The sequence below is a fragment of the Variovorax sp. J2P1-31 genome, assembly GCF_030317215.1.
In the GTDB taxonomy this organism is placed as follows: domain Bacteria; phylum Pseudomonadota; class Gammaproteobacteria; order Burkholderiales; family Burkholderiaceae_C; genus Variovorax.
The window spans coordinates 630,281-650,346 of record NZ_JASZYA010000002.1 but is presented as its reverse complement, the minus strand read 5'-3'; the positions used below and the strand labels follow the sequence as shown (position 1 = coordinate 650,346).

General features: G+C 68.4%; 19 protein-coding genes. 1 reads left to right on the top strand and 18 read right to left on the bottom strand.

Features of this window, described 5'->3' with window-relative positions:
* Positions 1 to 24: 24 nt before the first annotated feature.
* From QTI20_RS14185 to nudB, 7 genes are all read right to left on the bottom strand, one after another.
* Entirely contained in the window at positions 25 to 222 is a 198-nt protein-coding gene (locus QTI20_RS14185; protein ID WP_286551722.1) for a CsbD family protein, read from the bottom strand.
* 120 nt (positions 223 to 342) lie between these two features.
* Positions 343 to 1,185, bottom strand: coding sequence for a DUF429 domain-containing protein (locus tag QTI20_RS14180; protein ID WP_286551720.1), 843 nt, complete (start codon positions 1,183 to 1,185; stop codon positions 343 to 345).
* A gap of 13 nt (positions 1,186 to 1,198) precedes the next feature.
* A complete protein-coding gene (locus QTI20_RS14175) occupies positions 1,199 to 2,080 on the bottom strand; it encodes a DMT family transporter (protein WP_286551718.1) in 882 nt (293 codons plus the stop codon).
* 56 nt (positions 2,081 to 2,136) lie between these two features.
* Positions 2,137 to 2,559 carry a BLUF domain-containing protein gene (locus QTI20_RS14170; RefSeq protein WP_183025058.1) on the bottom strand — a complete coding sequence of 141 codons (423 nt, stop codon included), beginning with the start codon at positions 2,557 to 2,559 and terminating at the stop codon, positions 2,137 to 2,139.
* Between the two features lie 5 nt (positions 2,560 to 2,564).
* Positions 2,565 to 3,296, bottom strand: a complete 732-nt coding sequence (folE, locus tag QTI20_RS14165; protein WP_183025057.1) for a GTP cyclohydrolase I — start codon at positions 3,294 to 3,296, stop codon at positions 2,565 to 2,567.
* Between the two features lie 70 nt (positions 3,297 to 3,366).
* Entirely contained in the window at positions 3,367 to 4,125 is a 759-nt protein-coding gene (locus tag QTI20_RS14160) for an endonuclease/exonuclease/phosphatase family protein (protein WP_286551716.1), read from the bottom strand.
* Positions 4,122 to 4,583, bottom strand: coding sequence for a dihydroneopterin triphosphate diphosphatase (gene nudB, locus QTI20_RS14155; RefSeq protein WP_286551712.1), 462 nt, complete (start codon positions 4,581 to 4,583; stop codon positions 4,122 to 4,124). The genes QTI20_RS14160 and nudB overlap by 4 nt, the downstream gene beginning before the upstream one ends.
* Positions 4,584 to 4,976: 393 nt before the next feature.
* Here nudB and mqo point away from each other — a divergent pair, with 393 nt between their 5' ends.
* Complete coding sequence (mqo, locus tag QTI20_RS14150) at positions 4,977 to 6,644, top strand: malate dehydrogenase (quinone) (RefSeq protein ID WP_286551710.1); 1,668 nt, start codon at positions 4,977 to 4,979, stop codon at positions 6,642 to 6,644.
* A gap of 101 nt (positions 6,645 to 6,745) precedes the next feature.
* Here the strand turns inward: mqo and aspS are convergent, their stop codons facing one another.
* The 11 genes from aspS to QTI20_RS14095 all read right to left on the bottom strand — a co-directional run bounded on the left by aspS (position 6,746) and on the right by QTI20_RS14095 (position 19,986).
* Positions 6,746 to 8,554, bottom strand: coding sequence for an aspartate--tRNA ligase (aspS, locus tag QTI20_RS14145; protein ID WP_286551709.1), 1,809 nt, complete (start codon positions 8,552 to 8,554; stop codon positions 6,746 to 6,748).
* A gap of 35 nt (positions 8,555 to 8,589) precedes the next feature.
* Positions 8,590 to 9,213: a DUF502 domain-containing protein gene (locus QTI20_RS14140; protein WP_183025052.1), complete on the bottom strand. Its 624-nt coding sequence runs from the start codon at positions 9,211 to 9,213 to the stop codon at positions 8,590 to 8,592.
* Positions 9,214 to 9,231: 18 nt separating this feature from the next.
* Positions 9,232 to 9,579: an FmdB family zinc ribbon protein gene (locus QTI20_RS14135; protein ID WP_183025051.1), complete on the bottom strand. Its 348-nt coding sequence runs from the start codon at positions 9,577 to 9,579 to the stop codon at positions 9,232 to 9,234.
* 82 nt (positions 9,580 to 9,661) lie between these two features.
* Positions 9,662 to 11,110, bottom strand: a complete 1,449-nt coding sequence (locus tag QTI20_RS14130) for a high affinity choline transporter 1 (protein WP_286551705.1) — start codon at positions 11,108 to 11,110, stop codon at positions 9,662 to 9,664.
* 66 nt (positions 11,111 to 11,176) lie between these two features.
* The gene (ubiB, locus tag QTI20_RS14125) at positions 11,177 to 12,742 is read right to left on the bottom strand and encodes a ubiquinone biosynthesis regulatory protein kinase UbiB (protein WP_286551703.1); all 1,566 of its coding nucleotides are present in this window, start codon (positions 12,740 to 12,742) and stop codon (positions 11,177 to 11,179) included.
* On the bottom strand, positions 12,739 to 13,296 hold the full coding sequence (locus QTI20_RS14120; RefSeq protein ID WP_286551702.1) for a ubiquinone biosynthesis accessory factor UbiJ: 558 nt from the start codon (positions 13,294 to 13,296) through the stop codon (positions 12,739 to 12,741). Before QTI20_RS14120 ends, ubiB begins: the two co-directional genes overlap by 4 nt.
* Positions 13,297 to 13,366: 70 nt before the next feature.
* The gene (locus QTI20_RS14115) at positions 13,367 to 14,398 is read right to left on the bottom strand and encodes a Tim44 domain-containing protein (protein ID WP_286553408.1); all 1,032 of its coding nucleotides are present in this window, start codon (positions 14,396 to 14,398) and stop codon (positions 13,367 to 13,369) included.
* A gap of 46 nt (positions 14,399 to 14,444) precedes the next feature.
* Entirely contained in the window at positions 14,445 to 15,176 is a 732-nt protein-coding gene (ubiE, locus tag QTI20_RS14110) for a bifunctional demethylmenaquinone methyltransferase/2-methoxy-6-polyprenyl-1,4-benzoquinol methylase UbiE (RefSeq protein WP_286551700.1), read from the bottom strand.
* Between the two features lie 78 nt (positions 15,177 to 15,254).
* A complete protein-coding gene (locus QTI20_RS14105; RefSeq protein WP_286551698.1) occupies positions 15,255 to 15,668 on the bottom strand; it encodes a gamma-butyrobetaine hydroxylase family protein in 414 nt (137 codons plus the stop codon).
* Complete coding sequence (locus tag QTI20_RS14100) at positions 15,668 to 16,111, bottom strand: HIT family protein (RefSeq protein ID WP_286551696.1); 444 nt, start codon at positions 16,109 to 16,111, stop codon at positions 15,668 to 15,670. Before QTI20_RS14100 ends, QTI20_RS14105 begins: the two co-directional genes overlap by 1 nt.
* A complete protein-coding gene (locus QTI20_RS14095) occupies positions 16,108 to 19,986 on the bottom strand; it encodes a DUF3683 domain-containing protein (RefSeq protein ID WP_286551695.1) in 3,879 nt (1,292 codons plus the stop codon). Before QTI20_RS14095 ends, QTI20_RS14100 begins: the two co-directional genes overlap by 4 nt.
* Positions 19,987 to 20,066: the final 80 nt, after the last annotated feature.

Genomic DNA, 20,066 nt, shown 5'->3' with positions numbered 1-20,066 from the left:
CGGGTCCCGCGGGGACCCTCGGACTCACAGCTTCTTGGCGCCGTCCTTGATGGCGTCCTTGGTCTTTTCCTTGACGTCGCCATAGGTGCTCTGCACCTTGCCCGCGACCTTCTCGGCGGCGCCCTCGGCTTCGAGCGACTCGTTGCCCACGACCCGGCCGGTCACTTCCTTGAGCTTGCCCTTGGCTTGGTCCACACGGCCTGCGACTTGATCTTTGTTCATGGTTTGCCTTTCGGAGAGTTGGAAGAACGCGCCTCATCGAGGCGACTGCGTTCACTGTGGCCCGCCGCCCCTGCTGCACGCCGTCGCCATTGCCTCAAGGCCCTGTAGGACGGTGCTGCGTCAGGCGCTGAGGATCCAGCCCTCGAGCGGATCGAGGTCGGCGGGCAGGCCGTAACCGTGCCCTTCATGGCCCTGCCGCGCCGCCCAGGCCGCCTGGACCAGGCACAGCACCGCATCGAGCGCATCGCCGCGGGCGTCGGCCAGCAGCTGGTCGCGCTGGGCATGCGTGAGCGACAGTCGCAGGTCGAGCCGGGTCGCGCCGCGCTCCAGCGCCGACAGCAGGTCGGCCCGCGCCACCCAGCGCTCGGTGTCCTGCCGTGCCAGGTCGTCGCTCTTGTAGCTGCGCCGACCGATCAGCTCGCGCGCCAGCAGGCCGGGGTAGGCCTCGAGCGCGATGCGGGTGGCGCCCGGCACCGCATGCAGGCCCGGCAAGGCGGCCCCCGCGGCCAGCAGCCTGGGCACGCCCGCATGCAGCATGAAGGCCACGGGCGGGTTCACCCACTTCATCGACGGGCTCGAGCCCGCCGGCAGGTCGGTGCGCCGGTGCGCGAACTTGCCGCCCACCGGCCGCGCGTCGCAGAAGGCCGCGAAGGCGTCGCGGATCTGCGCACGCTCCAGGCCCGCGTAGTGCGCCATGCAGGCCCGCCACTTCAGCGGCCAGCCCAGTTGCTCGACCAGCTCGCGCGGCAGGCCGAAAGGCAGGTCGAAGCCACCGATCCAGGCCGGCGTGTCGTGCAGCCACTGGCCCCAGCCTTCGAGCGTTGCGAAAGGCAGCAGTTTCGACAGGGTCACGCGCGCGCCACGCACCGCGCCCAGCGCCACCACGATCGGCTTGCGGGCCGAGGGTGCGCTGGAAAAGTCGCAGCCCAGCAGCAGCGGCGGCGGCTGCGGCTGCGGGCTCATCGGCACGCGCGCCTCACCCCAGCGCCAGTGCGATCACGCCGACCGCGATGAAGCAGGCGCCGATCAGGCGCAGCACGCGGTCGCCCTCGCGCAGCAGGTGCCCGCCGATCAGCGCGGCGAAGAGCATCGAGACCTCGCGCGCGGGCGCCACGTGCGAGATCGGCGCCTGCTGCACCGCGTACAGCACCAGCACATACGACACCGGGCTGATGGCGGCCACCACCAGTGCGTACTTCCACTGCGCGCGCCACAGCCGCACCGTGGCCGGCCGGTCGCGCAGGGCCACGGGCAGCAGCAGGACGATGCGCACCAGGTTGCCGAAGTAGTCGAGCAGGATCGGCGACATCGCGAGGAACTTGACCGCGTAGCTGTCGACCACGGTGTAGGCCGCGATGAAGGCGCCGGTGAGCACGCCGTAGCGGATGCCCTTGTGCACGCGGTCGCGCTGCGCCGCATCCTGCGGACCGCGCCACAGCCGCGGGCCGCCCGCCACCAGGAACACGCCCAGCACCACGCCGACGATGCCGACCAGCCCCACCAGGCTGATGCGCTCGCCCAGGAACAGGATGGCCACCAGCGAGGAGAGCAAGGGACCGGAGCCGCGTGCCAGCGGATACACCACCGTGAGGTCCGACTTGCGGTAGCCGCGCAGCAGCGTGACGTAATAGACCACGTGCAGCAGGCCGCTGACGCCGATGAAGGCCCACTCCTTCGCGCCCCACTGCGGCACCACGTTCCAGCCCAGCCACAGGCCCACGGGGCCCCAGACGAACATCATCAGTACGCTGGTCTGGAAGGCGAAGCGCGCGTCGCCGTTGGCCTTCTTGGCGGCGATGTTCCAGCTGGCGTGGATGATCCCGGCCAGCAGGATCAGGGCGAAGGCGGACAGCGGCACCGCGGTCTAGACGCGGACGCGGCGGTGCGAGAGACCGGGCGCGGGACCCACGGGCCTCAGTTGCGTCCGACGATGGCGGCGGTGGCCATCAGTTCCTCGAGCAGGGCCATCGACACCTTGCCGGAGACGGCGTAGGGGTCGAGCTCCGGGCGCTCGGAATAGCGCAGCAGCGTGGCGGCATGCACCTTGGTCAGGTGCACCTGGCCCATGGTCCAACCGCCGAAGCGGCGTTCGCTGATCTCTTCGTAGTGCAGCAGCACCACGTCCTTGTGGCGCGGGTCCTTCTGGATGTGGCCGTAGAGGTCGCTCACGGCCACGCGGCCGCCCTCGATGGCCTGCAGGAAGATGCCGGCGCTGTAGCAGAGGATGCCGGTGATGCCGCAGGCGGTGTTGTGCGCCCTCGACTGCGCGAGGATCGCATCGGTGGCGCTGGTGCTGTTGTCGACCGCGCGGCTGGCGTAGAGGAGGCGTACGAGCATGGCGTTCAGCGCGAGCGCGGCAGCAGGGACAGGAATTCGCGGCGCAGGTTCGGGTCCTTGAGGAACACGCCGCGCATGACGGAGTTGATCATCTTGCTGTCCATTTCCTTGACGCCACGCCAGGCCATGCAGAAATGCTCGGCCTCCATCACCAGCGCGAGGCCATCGGGCTGGGTCTTCTCCTGGATCAGGTCGGCCAACTGGACCACGGCCTCTTCCTGGATCTGCGGCCGGCCCATCACCCATTCGGCCAGCCGCGCGTACTTCGACAGGCCGATCACGTTGGTGTGCTCGTTGGGCATCACGCCGATCCAGAGCTTGCCGATGATCGGGCAGAAGTGGTGCGAGCAGGCGCTGCGCACCGTGATCGGGCCGACGATCATGAGCTCGTTGAGGTGCTCGGCGTTGGGGAATTCGGTCAGCGAGGGCGGCGGCACGTAGCGGCCGCGGAACACCTCGTTGAGGTACATCTTCGCGACGCGGCGCGCGGTGTTGTCGGTGTTGTGATCGTTCTCGACGTCGATCACCAGGCTCTCGAGCACGCCCTTCATCTTGACCTCGACCTCGTCGAGCAGCGCCTCGAGCTCGCCCGGCTGCACGAACTCCGCGATGTTGTCGTTGGCGTTGAAGCGCTTGCGCGCGGCCTGCAGGCGCTCCCGGATCTTGACGGAGACGGGCGTCCCCTCGTCATCGGCCGGTGCGGCGGGGGGTTGGGGGGCGTCGATCTTCCTGAGCATGGCGGGAATCCTACCAGCGAACGCCCGAACGCCGTGGGGCCGCCGGCGCACACCCCGCGCCCGCGAAGCGCTACTTATTCGATAGCGAAAAGTCGGTCAGCAGCGGCAGGTGATCGGACATCCGGGCCCAGATCGGGCCGCGCGGCACGCTGCAGGCGACCGGGGCCAGCCGGCGCGCATAGATGAAGTCGAGCTGCGTGACCGGCAGCCGCGAGGGATAGGTCAGCGTGGGCGGGCCGCGCAGGTCGCTCGAATCGCGCATGCCCATGGCGTTCATCGCGTAGCGCATGCGCGCGCCCCAGTCGTTGAAGTCGCCGGCCACCAGCACCGCCTCGTCGGGCGGGATCTCGCGCTCGATGAACTCGCGCAGCCGCGCGATCTGGCGCACCCGGCTGCCCTTGATCAGGCCCAGGTGCACCACGATGGCGTGCACCGGCGTGCCGTCGACGTCGATCAGCACATGCAGCAGGCCGCGCTGTTCGAAGCGGTGGTCGGAGATGTCCTGGTGGGTGGTGCGGATCACCGGCCAGCGCGTGAGCAACGCGTTGCCGTGCTCGCCATGGCGCGTGACGGCGTTGGTCTCGTAGACGGCGGTGTAGCCCTCGGGTGCGAGGAAATCGGCCTGCGGCAGCTCGGGCCAGCGCGCGAAGTGCCGCTCGCCCTGCCGGTTCATCTTGCGCACTTCCTGCAGGCACACGATGTCGGCGTCGAGCTGTTCGATCGCGTGGCCGAGGTTGTGGATCTCGAGGCGGCGCGCAGGACCGATGCCCTGCACGCCCTTGTGGATGTTGTAGGTCGCCACCCGAAAGGTGTTCGCGGTCGCGTTCATGGCGCAAATTGTGGCAGCAGCAGGATGGCTTCGGCGTTCGAAGGGGAAAAACAGGCCTCGGCCGCGGCGCGGTGCGGCAGCCATTGCCAGGCCGTGTGCTCGCGCGGCGCGAGCACCGGCACGATGCGCTCGGGCACGCACAGGCCGAACAGGTGCTCGGTGTTGCGCGTCACGCCCGGCGCATAGCGCGCGCGCCAGCGCGGGTAGATCTCGTAGACGTTCTGCAGCCGCCAGTCGCGCAGTTGCGATGCCAGCGCGCTGCCCGGCATGCAGTCGATGCCGGTCTCCTCGCCCACCTCGCGCGCGGCGGTCAGCGCCAGCGGCTCCTCGACATGGTCCTTGCTGCCGGTCACCGATTGCCAGAACTCGTCGGCATCGGCGCGCCGGATCAGCAGCACGTCGAGCGCCGGCGTGTGGACCACGACCAGCACGGACTCGGGAATCTTGAAGGGGCTCATCGTCTGCAGGCGGGCGGGCAAAGCAGCCACGGTACAGCATGCGGCCTTGCCATGGCCCGGGTTTTGGCGCCCCCGGTAAAATCCACCCCGACGCAGCGATGGCGCTTCCCGGCCGGCCCGGGGCAAGCCAAGCCACGCATCCAGGAGCCCGGGCCTTTCGGCCGTCCAACGAGCTCCGCGCGCACGGTTCAATCCAGAAGTCGGTAGACGGCGGTGCAGGGGACATAGAGATTCGAGAACGGGGCGCGAGCCTTCGGTCTCGGTCGTGTCCGTTCGTCCGCATCGACCTCCGCACCCACCGTGCATGCCCCCGCCCTGCCCCGCGCTCGGCTGGCGTCCACAGGTCGATGACGGCAGACGGGTGTCTTTCCACACCACAGGAATCACCAGAAGATGATCTTGAAGAAAACCTACCCCGTCCTGCTGGGATGGGCGCTGTCCCTCACCCTGGCCACGGCCCATGCGGCCGAGCCGAAGAAAGTGGATGTGCTGCTCATCGGCGGCGGCATCATGAGCTCGACCCTGGGCATCTGGCTCAGCGAACTCGAGCCCGGCTGGTCGATGGAGATGGTCGAGCGGCTGGACCAGGTCGCCCAGGAAAGCTCGAACGGCTGGAACAACGCCGGCACCGGCCACTCGGCGCTGGCCGAGCTGAATTACACGCCCGAGGACAAGAACGGCAAGGTCGAGATCGCCAAGGCGGTGGAGATCAACGAGGCCTTCCAGATCTCGCGCCAGTTCTGGTCCTGGCAGGTCAGGAACAACGTGCTGAAGAACCCGCGTTCCTTCATCAACTCGACGCCGCACATGAGCTTCGTCTGGGGCGACGACAACATCGCCTTCCTCAGGAAGCGCTACGACGCGCTGCAGGCCAGCCCGCTGTTCCGCGGCATGCAGTACTCGGAAGACCCGGCGCAGATCAAGCAATGGGTGCCGCTGATGATGGAAGGCCGCGATCCGGCCCAGAAGATCGCCGCCACCTGGACGCCCATCGGCACCGACGTGAACTTCGGCGAGATCACGCGCCAGTTCGTCGGCCACCTGCAGTCGCGCCCGAACTTCTCGCTCAAGCTCTCGAGCGAGGTGCAGGACATCACGCGCAACGCCGACGGCAGCTGGCGCATCGCCTACAAGAACGTCAAGGACGGCACGGCCACGCAGACCGACGCGAAGTTCGTGTTCATCGGCGCCGGCGGCGGCGCGCTGCACCTGCTGCAGAAGTCGGGCATCCCCGAGGCGAAGAACTACGCGGGCTTCCCGGTCGGCGGCTCCTTCCTCGTGACCGAGAACCCCGCCATCGCCGAGCAGCACCTGGCCAAGGCCTACGGCAAGGCCTCGGTCGGTTCGCCGCCGATGTCGGTGCCCCACCTCGACACCCGCATCCTCGACGGCAAGCGCGTGATCCTGTTCGGTCCCTTCGCCACCTTCTCGACCAAGTTCCTCAAGGAAGGCTCCTACCTCGACCTGTTCACCAGCACCACGCCGCACAACGTCTGGCCGATGGCCAAGGTCGGCATGGCCGAGTTCTCGCTGGTCCAGTACCTGGCCGGCCAGCTGATGCTGTCGGACGACGACCGGATGAAGGCCCTGCGCGAGTACTTCCCGAACGCGAAGAAGGAAGACTGGCGCCTGTGGCAGGCCGGCCAGCGCGTGCAGATCATCAAGCGCGACGAAGCCAAGGGCGGCGTGCTCAAGCTGGGCACCGAGATCGTGAGTTCGCAGGACGGCAGCCTGGCCGGCCTGCTGGGCGCCTCGCCCGGCGCGTCCACGGCCGCGCCGATCATGCTGGACCTGATGAAGCAGGTCTTCAAGGACAAGCTGGCGACGCCCGCCTGGCAGGCCAAGATCCGCGAGATCGTGCCCAGCTACGGCACCGCGCTCAACGCCTCGCCCGAGAAGGTGGTGCAGGAATGGACCGCCACGGCCCAGGTGCTGCAGCTGAGCCCGCCGCCGGCGATCGACCTCACGCCGGGCGCGGCCGCGCCCACGCCAGCCTCAGCGCCGACCAACGCCCCGGCCGCGGCGCGCAAGAGCAAGCCCGTCGCCGACGTCGCGCTGTAAGGCGCAGCCACCGGAGCGCAGGCTCCGGCTTCCGGCCAAAGAAAAAGGCACCCCTCGGGGTGCCTTTTTTATCGTTGCGGCCTGCGCCGCCGGCCGCAGCGTCAGGCCGCCGCGGGCTGCACGTTGCGCAGCTTGATGTGCAGTTCGCGCAGCTGCTTCTCGTCGACCGGGCTCGGCGCCTGCGTCAGCAGGTCCTGCGCGCGCTGGGTCTTGGGGAAGGCGATCACGTCGCGGATCGACTCGGCGCCGGTCATCAGCATGACCAGGCGGTCCAGGCCGATGGCGATGCCGCCGTGCGGGGGCGCGCCGTACTGCAGCGCGTCGAGCAGGAAGCCGAACTTGAGCTGTGCGTCCTCGGCGCTGATCTTGAGCGCGCGGAAGACCTTGCTCTGCACTTCCTCGCGGTGGATACGCACCGAACCGCCGCCCATCTCGATGCCGTTGAGCACCATGTCGTAGGCCTTGGCGATGCACTTCTCGGGCGCGGTGTCCATCAGGTCTTCATGGCCGTCCTTGGGGGCCGTGAACGGATGGTGCACGGCCGACCAGCGCTGGCCTTCCTCGTCGAACTCGAACATCGGGAAGTCCACCACCCACAGCGGTGCCCAGCGGTCGTCGAACAGGCCGCTCTTCTTGCCGAAGGCGCTGTGGCCGATCTTCACGCGCAGCGCGCCGATGGCGTCGTTGACGATCTTTTCCTTGTCGGCGCCGAAGAACAGGATGTCGCCGTTGCGGGCGCCGGTGCGCGCGATGATCTCGGCCAGCGTGCTGTCGTCGAGGTTCTTCACGATCGGGCTCTGCAGGCCTTCGCGGCCCGCGGCCGCGTCGTTGACCTTGATGTAGGCCAGGCCCTTGGCGCCGTAGATCTTGACGAATTCCTGGTACGCGTCGATTTCACCGCGCGACAGGCCGCCCTCGCCGCCGCCGCCGGGCACGCGCAGGGCCACCACACGGCCGCCGGCCATGGTCGCGGCGTTCGAGAACACCTTGAACTCGACGCGCTTCATGAGCTCGGTCAGTTCGGTGAACTCGAGCTTGACGCGCAGGTCGGGCTTGTCCGAGCCGTACTTGAACATCGCGTCGCCGTACGTCATGGTCGGGAACACCGGCAGGTCGATGCCCGCGGCGTTGCGGAACACGTTGCGGATCATGCCTTCGAACATCTCGCGGATTTCTTCCTCGGCGAGGAAGGAGGTCTCGATGTCGATCTGCGTGAACTCGGGCTGGCGGTCGGCGCGCAGGTCTTCGTCGCGGAAGCACTTCACGATCTGGTAGTAGCGGTCGTAGCCGGCCACCATCAGCAGCTGCTTGAACAGCTGGGGCGACTGCGGCAGCGCGAAGAAGCTGCCGTCGTGCACGCGGCTGGGCACCAGGTAGTCGCGCGCGCCTTCGGGCGTGGACTTGCCCAGCATCGGGGTCTCGATGTCGATGAAGCCGTTGGCGTCGAGGAACTTGCGGGTCTCCATCGTCACCTTGTAGCGCAGCATCATGTTGCGCTGCATCGCCGGGCGGCGCAGGTCGAGCACGCGGTGCGTGAGGCGGGTGGTCTCCGACAGGTTGTCGTCGTCGAGCAGGAAGGGGGGCGTGACCGAGGGGTTGAGCACCTTGAGCTCGTGGCACAGCACTTCGATCTTGCCGCTCTTGAGGCTGTCGTTGGTCGTGCCTTCGGGGCGCGCGCGCACCAGGCCCTTGATCTGCACGCAGAACTCGTTGCGCAGGCCTTCGGCCACCGCGAAGGTGGTGGCGCGGTCGGGATCGCAGACCACCTGCACGTAGCCTTCGCGGTCGCGCACGTCGACGAAGATCACGCCGCCATGGTCGCGGCGGCGGTTGACCCAGCCGCACAGGGTGACGGTTTCGCCCAGCAGGGCTTCGGTCACGAGACCGCAGTAGTGAGAACGCATGGCCATAAGTCGATTCCGGCGCCGGGAGGGCGCGTGTTCATTCAGGAAGAAGTTGCGAGGGTCGCGGGGCCGCCGGGAACGACCACGCCCATCGAGACGATGTACTTGAGCGCCTCGTCCACGCTCATCTGGAGTTCGATGCAGTCGCTGCGCTTGAGCATCACGAAGTAGCCGCCGGTGGGGTTGGGCGTGGTCGGCACGTAGACGCCCAGGTACTCGCCGCCGCCCAGGTGCGCCAGCACGTCGGCGCCGGGCGTGCCGGTCACGAACGCGATGGTCCAGACGCCCTCACGCGGCCACTGCACCAGCACCGCGGTGCGAAAGGCGTTGCCGTTCTCGGAGAACAGCGTGTCCGACACCTGCTTGACGCTGGAGTAGATCGAGCGCACGACCGGGATGCGCCGCACCACCGCGTCGCCCCAGCCCAGCAGGCGCTTGCCGATGAAGTTGCTCGCCACCGCGCCCACCACCAGCAGGATCGCCAGCGTGAACAGCACGCCCAAGCCGCGGATCTTGTGCATCGTGAGCCAGCTCTGCCAGTCCTCGGGCAGCAGCCAGAGGGTCTGGTCGAGCGTGTCGATGATCCACTTGAGCACCGCCAGGGTGACGAACAGCGGAACGATCACCAGCAGGCCGGCGAACAACCATTTGCGCAGGGCGAGCATGGCAGTGGCGGGCCCCGTTCAGTCGCCGCTCTTGGCGGCGGTGGCCGGCGCCGGCGCCGGTGCGGGGGATGCGGCGGGTGCGGGTGCGGGGCTCGCCGCGGGGGCGGCCGACGACGACTCGCCACCGGACTTGGCGCCGTCGCCCGAGACCGGCGCGGTCGCGGGTTCGGCCTTCTTGCCGCCGCCTTCACGGAAATCGGTCACGTACCAGCCCGAGCCCTTGAGCTGGAAGCCGGCGGCGGTCACCTGCTTCTCGAAGGTGCTCGCCCCGCAGGCCGGGCACACCGTGAGAGGGGCGTCGGACATTTTCTGCAACGCGTCTTTGGCAAAGCCGCAGGCGCTGCACTTGTAGGCGTAGATGGGCATGGGAGTGGGCGAAAAAGAACGACGCAGCTGTCGCTCGCAAAGCCCGCAATTATACGGCCGGGCCCGACCCCGCCCTCCACGCTCAGAGCGTGCCCTCGACCAGCGGGCGGTGCGGCGTGCGGGTGTTGGACACCCACTGCGGCGCCAGCGAACCGGCCACCATGCCCACGAAGGCCGCCAGCACGCCGGCCAGCTGCGCCGGGAAGGCCTGGCCCCAGGGCAGCGCCAGGAACAGCAGCCAGGTGCCGATGCCCAGCAGCACCGCCGCCACCGCACCCTGCGTGGTGGCGCGCTGCCAGTAGAGCCCGCACACCAGCGGCACGAAGGCGCCGACCAGGGGCACCTGGTAGGCGCCCGAGACCAGTTCGTAGATCGGCGTGCCCTGCATGCGGATCGAATAGGCCAGCACCGCGGCGCTGAAGACCAGCGTGGTGATGCGCATGGTGCGCAGGTTCTCGCGGTCGTTGCCGGCCGGGCGGAACTGGCGCCAGATGTTCTCGGTGAAGGTCACGCTGGGCGCCAGCAGGGTGGCCGAGGCGGTCGACTTGATGGCCGACAGCAGCGCACCGAAGAAGAGCACCTGCATCGCGAAGGGCATCTTCTCCAGCACCAGCGTGGGCAGCACCTTCTGCGGATCCTCCTTGAGCAGGGCCGCGGTCTGCTCCGGCATGATCAGCAGCGCGCTGGCCACCAGGAACATCGGGACGAAGGCGAACAGGATGTAGGCCAGGCCGCCGATCACCGGGCCGCGGGTGGCGGACTTGACGCTGTTGGCCGACATCACGCGCTGGAACACGTCCTGCTGCGGGATCGAACCCAGCATCATCGTGATGGCCGCGGCGAAGAAGAACACCATGTCGTGCCAGTTGGGCTCGGGCCAGAACTTGAACAGGTCCTTGCTGACCGCGAAGCTCACCACCTTGTCCGCGCCGCCGGCCATCTGGCCCGCGAACACCGCGATCACCGCCAGGCCCAGCACCAGGATGATCATCTGGATGAAGTCGGTGACGGCCACCGACCACATGCCGCCGAACAGCGTGTACGCCAGGATCGACACCACGCCGATCACCATGCCCAGCGACACGCCGATGGCGCCACCCGAGAGCACGTTGAAGACCAGGCCCAGCGCCGTGACCTGGGCCGAGACCCAGCCCAGGTAGCTCAGCATGATGATCAGCGAGCACGCGACCTCGATCACCCGGCCGTAGCGCTCGCGGTAGTAGTCGCTGATGGTCAGCAGCGTCATGCGGTAGAGCTTGCCGGCGAAGAACAGGCCCACCAGGATCAGGCAGGTGCCGGCGCCGAAGGGGTCCTCGATCACGCCGTTCAGCCCGCCCTCGATGAACTTGGCCGGAATGCCCAGCACCGTCTCCGACCCGAACCAGGTCGCGAAGGTGGTGGTCACGATCATGAAGAGCGGCAGGTGCCGCCCGGCAATCGCGAAGTCGGTGGTGTTCTTGACCCGCCGGGCCGCATAGAGCCCGATGGCGATCGTGAGCAACAGGTAGACGGCGACCAGGGTCAACAACACGACGATTTCTCCTCTTCTTCTCTCAATTCAATGCGGCTCCTGGAGGCCGCGCAAGGGCCGTGCCAGTCAGAAGACCTGGACGCGCACCACGATCTGCATCACGACCAGGCCCAGCACGAAGCCCAGGCCGGTCGCGATCACGGTCTGCAGCAGCCGGTTGGTGCGCTTCTGCGCCGCCAGCAGCTCCAGCAGTTCCCGACGGTGGTCGGCCGGCCTGTTCTCCAGGAACTCGTGCAGCAGGCGCGGCAGCTGGGGCAGCAGCTTGGCGTAGCGTGGGGCCTCGGCCTTGAGCTGCGCGAACAGGCGCTTGGGGCCGATCTGGTCGATCATCCACTTCTCGAGGAAGGGCTTGGCCGTGGCCCAGAGGTCGAGTTCGGGGTCGAGCTGGCGGCCCAGGCCCTCGATGTTGAGCAGCGTCTTCTGCAGCAGCACCAGCTGGGGCTGGATCTCGACGTGGAAGCGGCGCGAGGTCTGGAACAGGCGCATCAGCACCATGCCCAGCGAGATCTCCTTGAGCGGCCGGTCGAAGTAGGGTTCGCAGACGGTGCGGATCGCGGCCTCCAGCTCGTCGATGCGCGTGCCCTCGGGCACCCAGCCGCTTTCCAGGTGCAGCTCGGCCACGCGCTTGTAGTCGCGCCGGAAGAAGGCCACGAAGTTCTGCGCCAGGTATTCCTTGTCGGACTCGGTGAGCGTGCCCACGATGCCGAAATCGAGCGAGATGTAGCGCCCGAAGGTCTGCGGCTGCAGGCTCACCATGATGTTGCCCGGGTGCATGTCGGCGTGGAAGAAGCCGTCGCGGAACACCTGGGTGAAGAAGATGGTGACGCCGTCGCGCGCCAGCTTGGGGATGTCGACGCCGGCCGCGCGCAGGCGCTCGAGCTGCGCGATGGGCACGCCGTTCATGCGCTCCATCACGATCACTTCCGGGTGGCAGTAGTCCCAGAGCATCTCGGGGATCAGCACCAGTTCGAGCTTCTCCATGTTGCGCCGCAGCTGCGCGGCGTTGGCGGCCTCGCGCACCAGGTCGAGCTCGTCGTGCAGGTACTTGTCGAACTCGGCGATCACCTCGCGCGGCTTGAGCCGCTTGCCGTCGGCCGACAGGTTCTCGACCCAGCGCGCCATCATGGCCATCAGCGCCAGGTCCTTCTCCATGACCGTGCGCATGCCCGGGCGCAGCACCTTGACCGCCACGTCGCGCAGCGCGCCCTTGGCGTCGCGCACGGTCGCGAAATGGACCTGCGCGATCGAGGCGCTGGCCACCGGCGTCTCGTCGAACTGCACGAAGACTTCGCCCACCGGGCGGCGAAAGGCGCGCTCGATGGTGGCGATGGCCACCGACGACGGGAACGGCGGCACGCGGTCCTGCAGGAAGGCCAGCTCGTCGGCGATGTCGGGCGGCAGCAGGTCGCGCCGGGTCGACAGCACCTGGCCGAACTTGACGAAGATCGGGCCCAGCCGCTCGAGCGCCTCGCGCAGCCGCTGACCGCGCGGCGCATCGAGGTTGCGGCCGATGGAAACGACGCGCGCGACGATGCGAAGCCAGGGCTTCTGGAAGCTCGTGAGCACGAGCTCGTCGAGGCCGTAGCGCAGCGCGACCCAGACGATGAAGAGGCCGCGATAGAAACGCGTCATTCGGCGCCCGTGCCGCCGATGCCCGGTTTGCGCGTGCGGTCGCCGACGAACTGCCGCAGCGCGCCCACCACGCGCCGCGCCGCATTGCCCAGCGTGTGGGCCGGCACGTCGCCGATCACGCGGGCGAGGTCGTCCTCGACGTCCCAGCGCACATGGTCGACCAGCCAGTTCACCTCGGCCGCGAGTTGCACGTCGCCGACGATGCGCACCGCGGGCTTGTCGCCGCGCAAGGTGGCGCGGGCCAGGTCGAAGGGCGAAGTGTCGGTCACGGTGAGCGTGAGCTCGGGCACCGCGCCTTCGGGCGCCAGGTCGAGCAGGCCGGCCGGCGTGGCGATCAGCCGCATCGTGACGAAGCTCCACTCGAACTGCACCACCCGCCCCTTCTGCCGCACCAGGCGCTGCTGGGCCTCGGGCTCCTGCTGCAGCACATGGTTGAGGAAGAGCACCGCGCGGTGCTGGATCTCGTGCACGGCCCACGGCGGCGGCTGCAGCCGGGTGCCGATGCGGCTGACGAGGTCATTCAGAAATGCGAATGGGGACGATGGTGTGGCCATGTCCCCATTATTCCCGACCCAGCCCCTGGATCGGGGCCTGCGGTGCGACAGATCGCGCCTATCTATCGGGTCATTGGAGGGCCTGCACGCCCGCCACCAGCCAGCCGCCGCGGCCGTCGGTGGGCTTGGTCATGTTCCACACCTCGCGGAACGGGCTCGGGCCGGCCGACGCATCCTCGCGGATCATGCCGGAGAACTCGACGCTCGCGAGGTAGACGTCGGGCGCTTCCTCGATGCCCAGCAGCTTGGCGTCGAGCATCACGACTTCGGTCTTGTTGGGCTGGCTGCCGATGTGCGCTTCACGCTCGGCCAACTGGGCCTGGATCTCGCCGACCATGCTGTCGGTCATCATCGAACGCAGCGACTGGATGTCGTTGCGGTCCCAGGCGTCCTGCAGGGTCACGAAGTTGCGCTTGGCCGCGCCGAGGAAACCGTCGACATCGAAGCCGGCGGGAATGCCCCAGGACTGGCCGCCCTCGAGTGCCGAACCGATCATGCTGGCACCGCCGGCGCCGGCCGCACCGGCCATCGACGAGCCGCTGGCCGTGGCCGGGCTGGCGTCGAAGGAGGCGGCGTTCTGGCGCTCCCAAGGACGGGCCGACGCGTCGTTGCCGACATTGCCGGGGTTGTACTGCGCGGGGGCCGCCGGGTTGCCCGGGCCGCCAGCGCCCTGGAACGCGAAGCCGCCCTGGCCCGCGCCGTTCTGGGGCCGCGAACGGGCCGCGAAGATGCGCCAGACCACCACCGCCGCCAGCACCAGCAGACCGATCAGCAGCATGTTGCCGAAGGCCGCGCCCAGGCCCAGCGAATTCGCCAGCCAGGCCAGGCCCAGGCCCGCGGCCAGGCCGCCGAGCATCGCGCCCCACGGACGCTTGGGCGCGGCCGCGGCCGCCGGGGCCGCGCCGGCCGGCTTGGCCGGTGCCGCGTTGGTGGCGTTCTGTGCCGGTGCGCCCGGCGCGTTGGCCGGCGGGGTCGCCTGGCGTTGCGTCACGTTGCCCGACTGACGGCCGAAGGACTTGCCGCCGCCCATGCGCGCGGCTTCGGCCTGCATGCCACCCAAGGTCATGGCGCACACCAGCAAAACAGTACCCAGTTTTTTCATCATGAAGTCTCCTCTGATCGCCAGAAACGGCAATGCAATCGTCAATTCAACACTTGATTCCAACATGCAGGGCGGCCACGCCCCCCGTCATGTTGTGATAGTCCACATGCCCGAAACCGCCCTCTTTCATGAGGGTCTTGAGCTCTTCCTGCGCCGGATGCATCCGGATCGATTCGGCCAGGTAGCGGTAGCTGGCGTCGTCGCCGGCCACCACCTTGCCCAGCCGCGGCAGCACCTTGAAGGAGTACCAGTCGTAGGCTTTCTGCAGCGGCTTGGCGACGCGCGAGAACTCCAGCACCAGCAACTTGCCGCCGGGCTTGAGCACGCGGTTCATCTCCTTGAGGGCGATGTCCTTGTGGGTCATGTTGCGCAGGCCGAAGGCCACGGTCACGACGTCGAAGTGGCCGTCGGCGAAGGGCAGCTTCTCGGCGTCGCAGACCATGGTGGGCAGCACCACGCCGGCATCGAGCAGGCGGTCGCGGCCGGTGCTCAGCATGGCCTCGTTGATGTCGGTGTGCACCACCTGGCCCGAAGCGCCGACCTTCTTGGCGAAAGCCAGCGCCAGGTCGCCGGTGCCGCCCGCGATGTCGAGCACGCGCGAGCCTTCGCCCACGTTGGCCACCATCACGGTGTAGGCCTTCCAGGCGCGATGCAGGCCCACCGACATCAGGTCGTTCATGATGTCGTAGCGGGTGGCGACCGAGTCGAACACGCCGCGCACACGGCGCGCCTTGTCGCTTTCGTCGACGTTCTCAAAACCGAAGTGGGTGGTGCTCATGCACCCGATGTTAGGGCGGAAGCGCCTGCCATCAAGTGGACGACCCCGCAGCGACGGCGGACATTGCCCCGGAAGGGCTCAGTGGCTGCTGCAGCCGTGGCCGCCCTTGGGCGCCATCGGGGCGTCGCGGTCGACGCCGGCGGCGGCCAGGCGACGCTCGTACTCGGCCCACAGCGCCTCCTGCTTCTGGCCCAGTTCGTAGAGCAGGGTCCAGCTGAAGATGCCGCTCTCGTGGCCGTCGGTGAACACCGGCTTGACCGCGTAGTTGCCCACCGGCTCGAGTTCGAGCAGGCCGACCTCGCGCTTGCCGGTCTGCAGCACCTCCTCGCCCGGGCCGTGGCCCTGCACCTCGGCCGAGGGCGAGTAGATGCGCATCAGCTCGAAGGGGATGCGAAAGCTCGCGCCGTCGGAGAAGCCGACCTCGAGCACCTTCGATTTGTGGTGCACCGTGATCGATTGCGGCGTCGGAGCGCCGGCGTGCAGACCTGCCATCAGGATGTCCTTTCGCTGAGTGCCGCGATCATCGCAGCCTCGGCCGCGGGCAGCGCCGCCGCGACGCCCGCCTCCCTGCCGGCGTCGCGGTCTCGCTGCGCCGTCGCCCAGACGGGCGCCGGGAAGCGCGTGTCCCAGTCGAAGCGCGCGATCACGTGCCAGTGCAGGTGCGCAACCATGTTGCCGAGCGCCGCCAGGTTGATCTTGGCCGGCGACACATGCGCGCGCAGGCACTGCTCGACGATCGCCACCGCCTCCATGCAGACGGCCCGTTCGGCGCTCGACAGGTCGGAGAACTCCGCGGCATGCGATTGCCAGATCACGCGGTAGAAGGCGGGAAAGCCCGCCTCCTCGGCATGGATCACGCGGAACTGCGGCGCCTCGAAGACCAGCCGGCCGCCCGAGGTTTCGCAGAGCACGCAGTCGTCGCGTCGGGCGCTCACACCAGCACCCGTTCGATGCCGCCGCTGTTCGCGGCCGCCACGTATTCGGGCAGCCACTGCTCGCCCAGGATCTGGTTGGCCATTTCCACCACGATGTAGTCGGCCTCGAGCAGCCCGTTGTTCAGGTCGTTGCCGTAGCGCGAGAGGCCCTGCAGGCAGCTGGGGCAGCTGGTGAGGATCTTCACGTTGCCCTGGGCCGCGACCTTGCCGCTGTCGCGCAGCGCGGCCTCGCCCTTCTTGAGCTCCTCTTCCTTGCGGAAGCGGATCTGGGTCGAGATGTCGGGCCGGGTCACGCCCAGCGTGCCCGACTCGCCGCAGCAGCGGTCGTTCTTGAGCACGTTGTCGCCCACCAGCGCCTTGACGGTCTTCATCGGGTCCTGCAGCTTCATCGGGCTGTGGCAGGGGTCGTGGTACAGGTAGCCGCCGCCACCCGCATCGCCCAGGGTGATGCCCTTCTCGAGCAGGTACTCGTGGATGTCGATGATCCGGCAGCCCGGGAAGATCTTGTCGAACTGGTAGCCCTGCAGCTGGTCGTAGCAGGTGCCGCAGCTCACCACCACGGTCTTGATGTCGAGGTAGTTGAGCGTGTTGGCCACGCGGTGGAAGAGCACCCGGTTGTCGGTGATCATCTTCTCGGCCTTGTCGAACTGGCCGCTGCCGCGTTGCGGATAGCCGCAGCACAGGTAGCCCGGCGGCAGCACCGTCTGCACGCCCGCATGCCAGAGCATGGCCTGCGTCGCCAGGCCCACCTGCGAGAACAGCCGCTCCGAGCCGCAGCCCGGGAAGTAGAACACCGCCTCGGTCTCCGAGGTCGTGGCCTTGGGGTTGCGGATGATCGGCACGTAGTCGGCATCCTCGATGTCCAGCAGCGCGCGCGCCGTCTGCTTGGGCAGGCCGCCCGGCATCTTCTTGTTGATGAAGTGGATCACCTGCTCCTTGATCGGCGCCGGCCCCAGCGTGGCCGGCGGCGCGGCCGTCTGCTTGCGCGCCACGCGGCGCAGCAGGTCGTTGGCCAGGCGCTGCGCCTTGAAGCCGATGCCCACCATGCCCATGCGCATGGCCTTGATGGTCTGCGGGCTGGTCGCGTTGAGGAACAGCATGGCCGCCGCGTTGCCGGGCCGGAAGCTCTTCTGGCCCATCTTGCGCAGCAGGTTGCGCATGTGCATCGAGACGTCGCCGAAGTCGATCTTCACCGGGCAGGGCGTGAGGCACTTGTGGCAGACCGTGCAGTGGTCGGCCACGTCCTCGAACTCCTGCCAGTGCTTGATGCTCACGCCGCGCCGGGTCTGCTCCTCGTAGAGGAAGGCCTCGACCAGCAGCGAGGTGGCGAGGATCTTGTTGCGCGGGCTGTAGAGCAGGTTGGCGCGCGGCACGTGGGTGGCGCAGACCGGCTTGCACTTGCCGCAGCGCAGGCAGTCCTTGACCGAATCGGCGATGGCGCCGATGTCGCTCTGCTGCATGATCAGCGACTCATGGCCCATCAGGCCGAAGCTGGGCGTGTAGGCGTTGGTGAGGTCGGCCTGCAGCCCGTGCGCGGCCGGCGAATCGCCGCGCAGCAGCTTGCCCTTGTTGAAGCGGCCTTCGGGGTCGACCCGCTGCTTGTAGTCGGTGAAGGGCTGCAGCTCGGCGTCGCTCAGGAACTCGAGCTTGGTGATGCCGATGCCGTGCTCGCCCGAGATCACGCCGTCGAGGCTGCGCGCCAGCGCCATGATGCGCACCACCGCCGCATGGGCGGTCTGCAGCATCTCGTAGTTGTCGCTGTTGACCGGCAGGTTGGTGTGGACGTTGCCGTCGCCCGCGTGCATGTGCAGCGCGACCCACACGCGGCCCTTGAGCACGCGCTGGTGGATGGCCGCGCACTCGGCCAGGATCGGCGCGAACTCGGCGCCGCTGAAGATGGCCTGCAGCGGCTGGCGGATCTGGGTCTTCCAGCTCGCGCGCAGCGTGTGGTCCTGCAGGCGCGGGAACAGCGCGTCGACGTCCTGCAGCCAGCCGGCCCACAGCGCGCGCACTTCCTGCACCAGGGTCACGGCCTGCGCCACGCGGTCTTCGAGCAGCTCGGCCGAGGGAATGTCGTTGGCGTCGTCGCTCTTGCCCAGCGGCAGGTTGCCGCGCAGGAAGAAGGCCTCGAGCGCGTCGGCGAAGGCCAGCTTGTTCTGCAGCGAGAGCTCGATGTTGATGCGCTCGATGCCGTCGGTGTATTCGGCCATGCGCGGCAGCGGGATCACCACGTCCTCGTTGATCTTGAAGGCGTTGGTGTGCTTGCTGATCGCGGCCGTGCGCTTGCGGTCGAGCCAGAACTTCTTGCGCGCCTCCGGGCTGATGGCGATGAAGCCCTCGCCGCTGCGCGAATTCGCGATACGCACCACTTCGGAGGTGACGCGCGCCACCGCATCGGCGTCGTCGCCCGCGATGTCGCCGAACAGCACCATCTTCGGCAGGCCGCCGTGCTTCTTCGACTTGGTGGCGTAGCCCACGGCCTTGAGGTAGCGGTCGTCCAGGTGCTCCAGGCCCGCGAGCAGCACGCCCGAGCGCTTCTGCTCGGCGAACATGAAGTCCTTGATCTCGACGATGCTGGGCACCGCGTCCTTGGCGTTGCCGAAGAACTCCAGACACACGGTGCGGGTGTGCGCGGGCATCTTGTGCACCACCCAGCGGCAGCTGGTGATCAGGCCGTCGCAGCCCTCCTTCTGGATGCCCGGCAGGCCCGAGAGGAACTTGTCGGTCACGTCCTTGCCCAGGCCCTCCTTGCGGAAGGTCTTGCCCGGGATGTCGAGGGTTTCGGTGCGCAGCCTGGTCTTGCCGTCGGCCGCGAAGTACTGCAGCTCGAACACGGCGCGCTCGGCGTCGTGGATCTTGCCCAGGTTGTGGCCGATGCGCGTGACCTCGAGCCATTCGGCCTGCGGCGTCACCATGCGCCAGGAGGCCAGGTTGTCCAGCGCCGTGCCCCACAGCACGGCCTTCTTGCCGCCCGCGTTCATCGCGACGTTGCCGCCCACGCAGGAGGCTTCGGCCGAGGTCGGGTCGACCGCGAACACGTAGCCCGCGCGCTCGGCCGCGTCGGCCACGCGCTGGGTGACCACGCCGGCCTCGGTCCAGACCGTGGGCACGGGCGCCTCCAGGCCCGGCAGCGCCATGAACTCGACCTCGGTCATGGCCTCGAGCTTCTCGGTGTTGATGACCGCGCTGTTCCAGGTCAGCGGGATCGCGCCGCCGGTGTAGCCGGTGCCGCCGCCGCGCGGGATGATGGTCAGGCCCAGCTCGATGCAGCCCTTGACCAGCAGCGCCATCTCGGCCTCGGTGTCGGGGCACAGCACCACGAAGGGGTACTCCACGCGCCAGTCGGTGGCGTCGGTGACGTGCGACACGCGCGACAGGCCGTCGAACTTGATGTTGTCCTTGGCGGTGAGCCGGCCGAAGGCGCGCGTGGCCTTGCGGCGCAGCGCGGCCACGTCGCGGAACATGGTGTCGAAGGCGGCGATGGCCTGCGCCACCAGGGCCGTCAGCTCACCGACCAGCAGGTCGCGCTGGGCGTCGACGTCGGGGGTGCGGCGCTTGGCCACCTCGCCCAGCCGGTGCTTGAGCGCGTCGACCAGCTGGCCGCGGCGGCGCGGGTTGTCCAGCAGGTCGTCGACCAGGTAGGGGTTGCGCTGCACCACCCAGATGTCGCCCAGCACCTCGTAGAGCATGCGGGCCGAGCGGCCGGTGCGGCGTTCGTCGCGCAGCGACTGCAGCAGCGTCCAGCCGCGTTCGCCCAGCAGGCGGATCACGATCTCCCGGTCGGAGAAGCTGGTGTAGTTGTACGGAATCTCGCGCAGTCGGGCAGGCTCTGCGGCCTGCGTCAACAACGCAGTCAGCGCGATCGGAGCGTTCATCGGGGAGCACCTCGGCAGGACGCTGCGCGCCCTTGAACCGGGCCCGAGATTTTAAGTCAGCGCCGAAGCCGGCGCTGAGG

Coding starts and splice junctions, on each gene's coding strand:
- QTI20_RS14140 (WP_183025052.1), bottom strand. CDS start 9,213: ATGCTCGCCCTGCGCAAATGGTTGTTCGCCGGCCTGCTGGTGATCGTT.
- ubiE (WP_286551700.1), bottom strand. CDS start 15,176: ATGAGCACCACCCACTTCGGTTTTGAGAACGTCGACGAAAGCGACAAG.
- QTI20_RS14160 (WP_286551716.1), bottom strand. CDS start 4,125: ATGAACGCGACCGCGAACACCTTTCGGGTGGCGACCTACAACATCCAC.
- QTI20_RS14115 (WP_286553408.1), bottom strand. CDS start 14,398: ATGAAAAAACTGGGTACTGTTTTGCTGGTGTGCGCCATGACCTTGGGT.
- QTI20_RS14180 (WP_286551720.1), bottom strand. CDS start 1,185: ATGAGCCCGCAGCCGCAGCCGCCGCCGCTGCTGCTGGGCTGCGACTTT.
- QTI20_RS14105 (WP_286551698.1), bottom strand. CDS start 15,668: ATGGCAGGTCTGCACGCCGGCGCTCCGACGCCGCAATCGATCACGGTG.
- QTI20_RS14120 (WP_286551702.1), bottom strand. CDS start 13,296: ATGGCCACACCATCGTCCCCATTCGCATTTCTGAATGACCTCGTCAGC.
- QTI20_RS14095 (WP_286551695.1), bottom strand. CDS start 19,986: ATGAACGCTCCGATCGCGCTGACTGCGTTGTTGACGCAGGCCGCAGAG.
- QTI20_RS14135 (WP_183025051.1), bottom strand. CDS start 9,579: ATGCCCATCTACGCCTACAAGTGCAGCGCCTGCGGCTTTGCCAAAGAC.
- QTI20_RS14170 (WP_183025058.1), bottom strand. CDS start 2,559: ATGCTCGTACGCCTCCTCTACGCCAGCCGCGCGGTCGACAACAGCACC.
- QTI20_RS14185 (WP_286551722.1), bottom strand. CDS start 222: ATGAACAAAGATCAAGTCGCAGGCCGTGTGGACCAAGCCAAGGGCAAG.
- nudB (WP_286551712.1), bottom strand. CDS start 4,583: ATGAGCCCCTTCAAGATTCCCGAGTCCGTGCTGGTCGTGGTCCACACG.
- folE (WP_183025057.1), bottom strand. CDS start 3,296: ATGCTCAGGAAGATCGACGCCCCCCAACCCCCCGCCGCACCGGCCGAT.
- mqo (WP_286551710.1), top strand. CDS start 4,977: ATGATCTTGAAGAAAACCTACCCCGTCCTGCTGGGATGGGCGCTGTCC.
- aspS (WP_286551709.1), bottom strand. CDS start 8,554: ATGGCCATGCGTTCTCACTACTGCGGTCTCGTGACCGAAGCCCTGCTG.
- ubiB (WP_286551703.1), bottom strand. CDS start 12,742: ATGACGCGTTTCTATCGCGGCCTCTTCATCGTCTGGGTCGCGCTGCGC.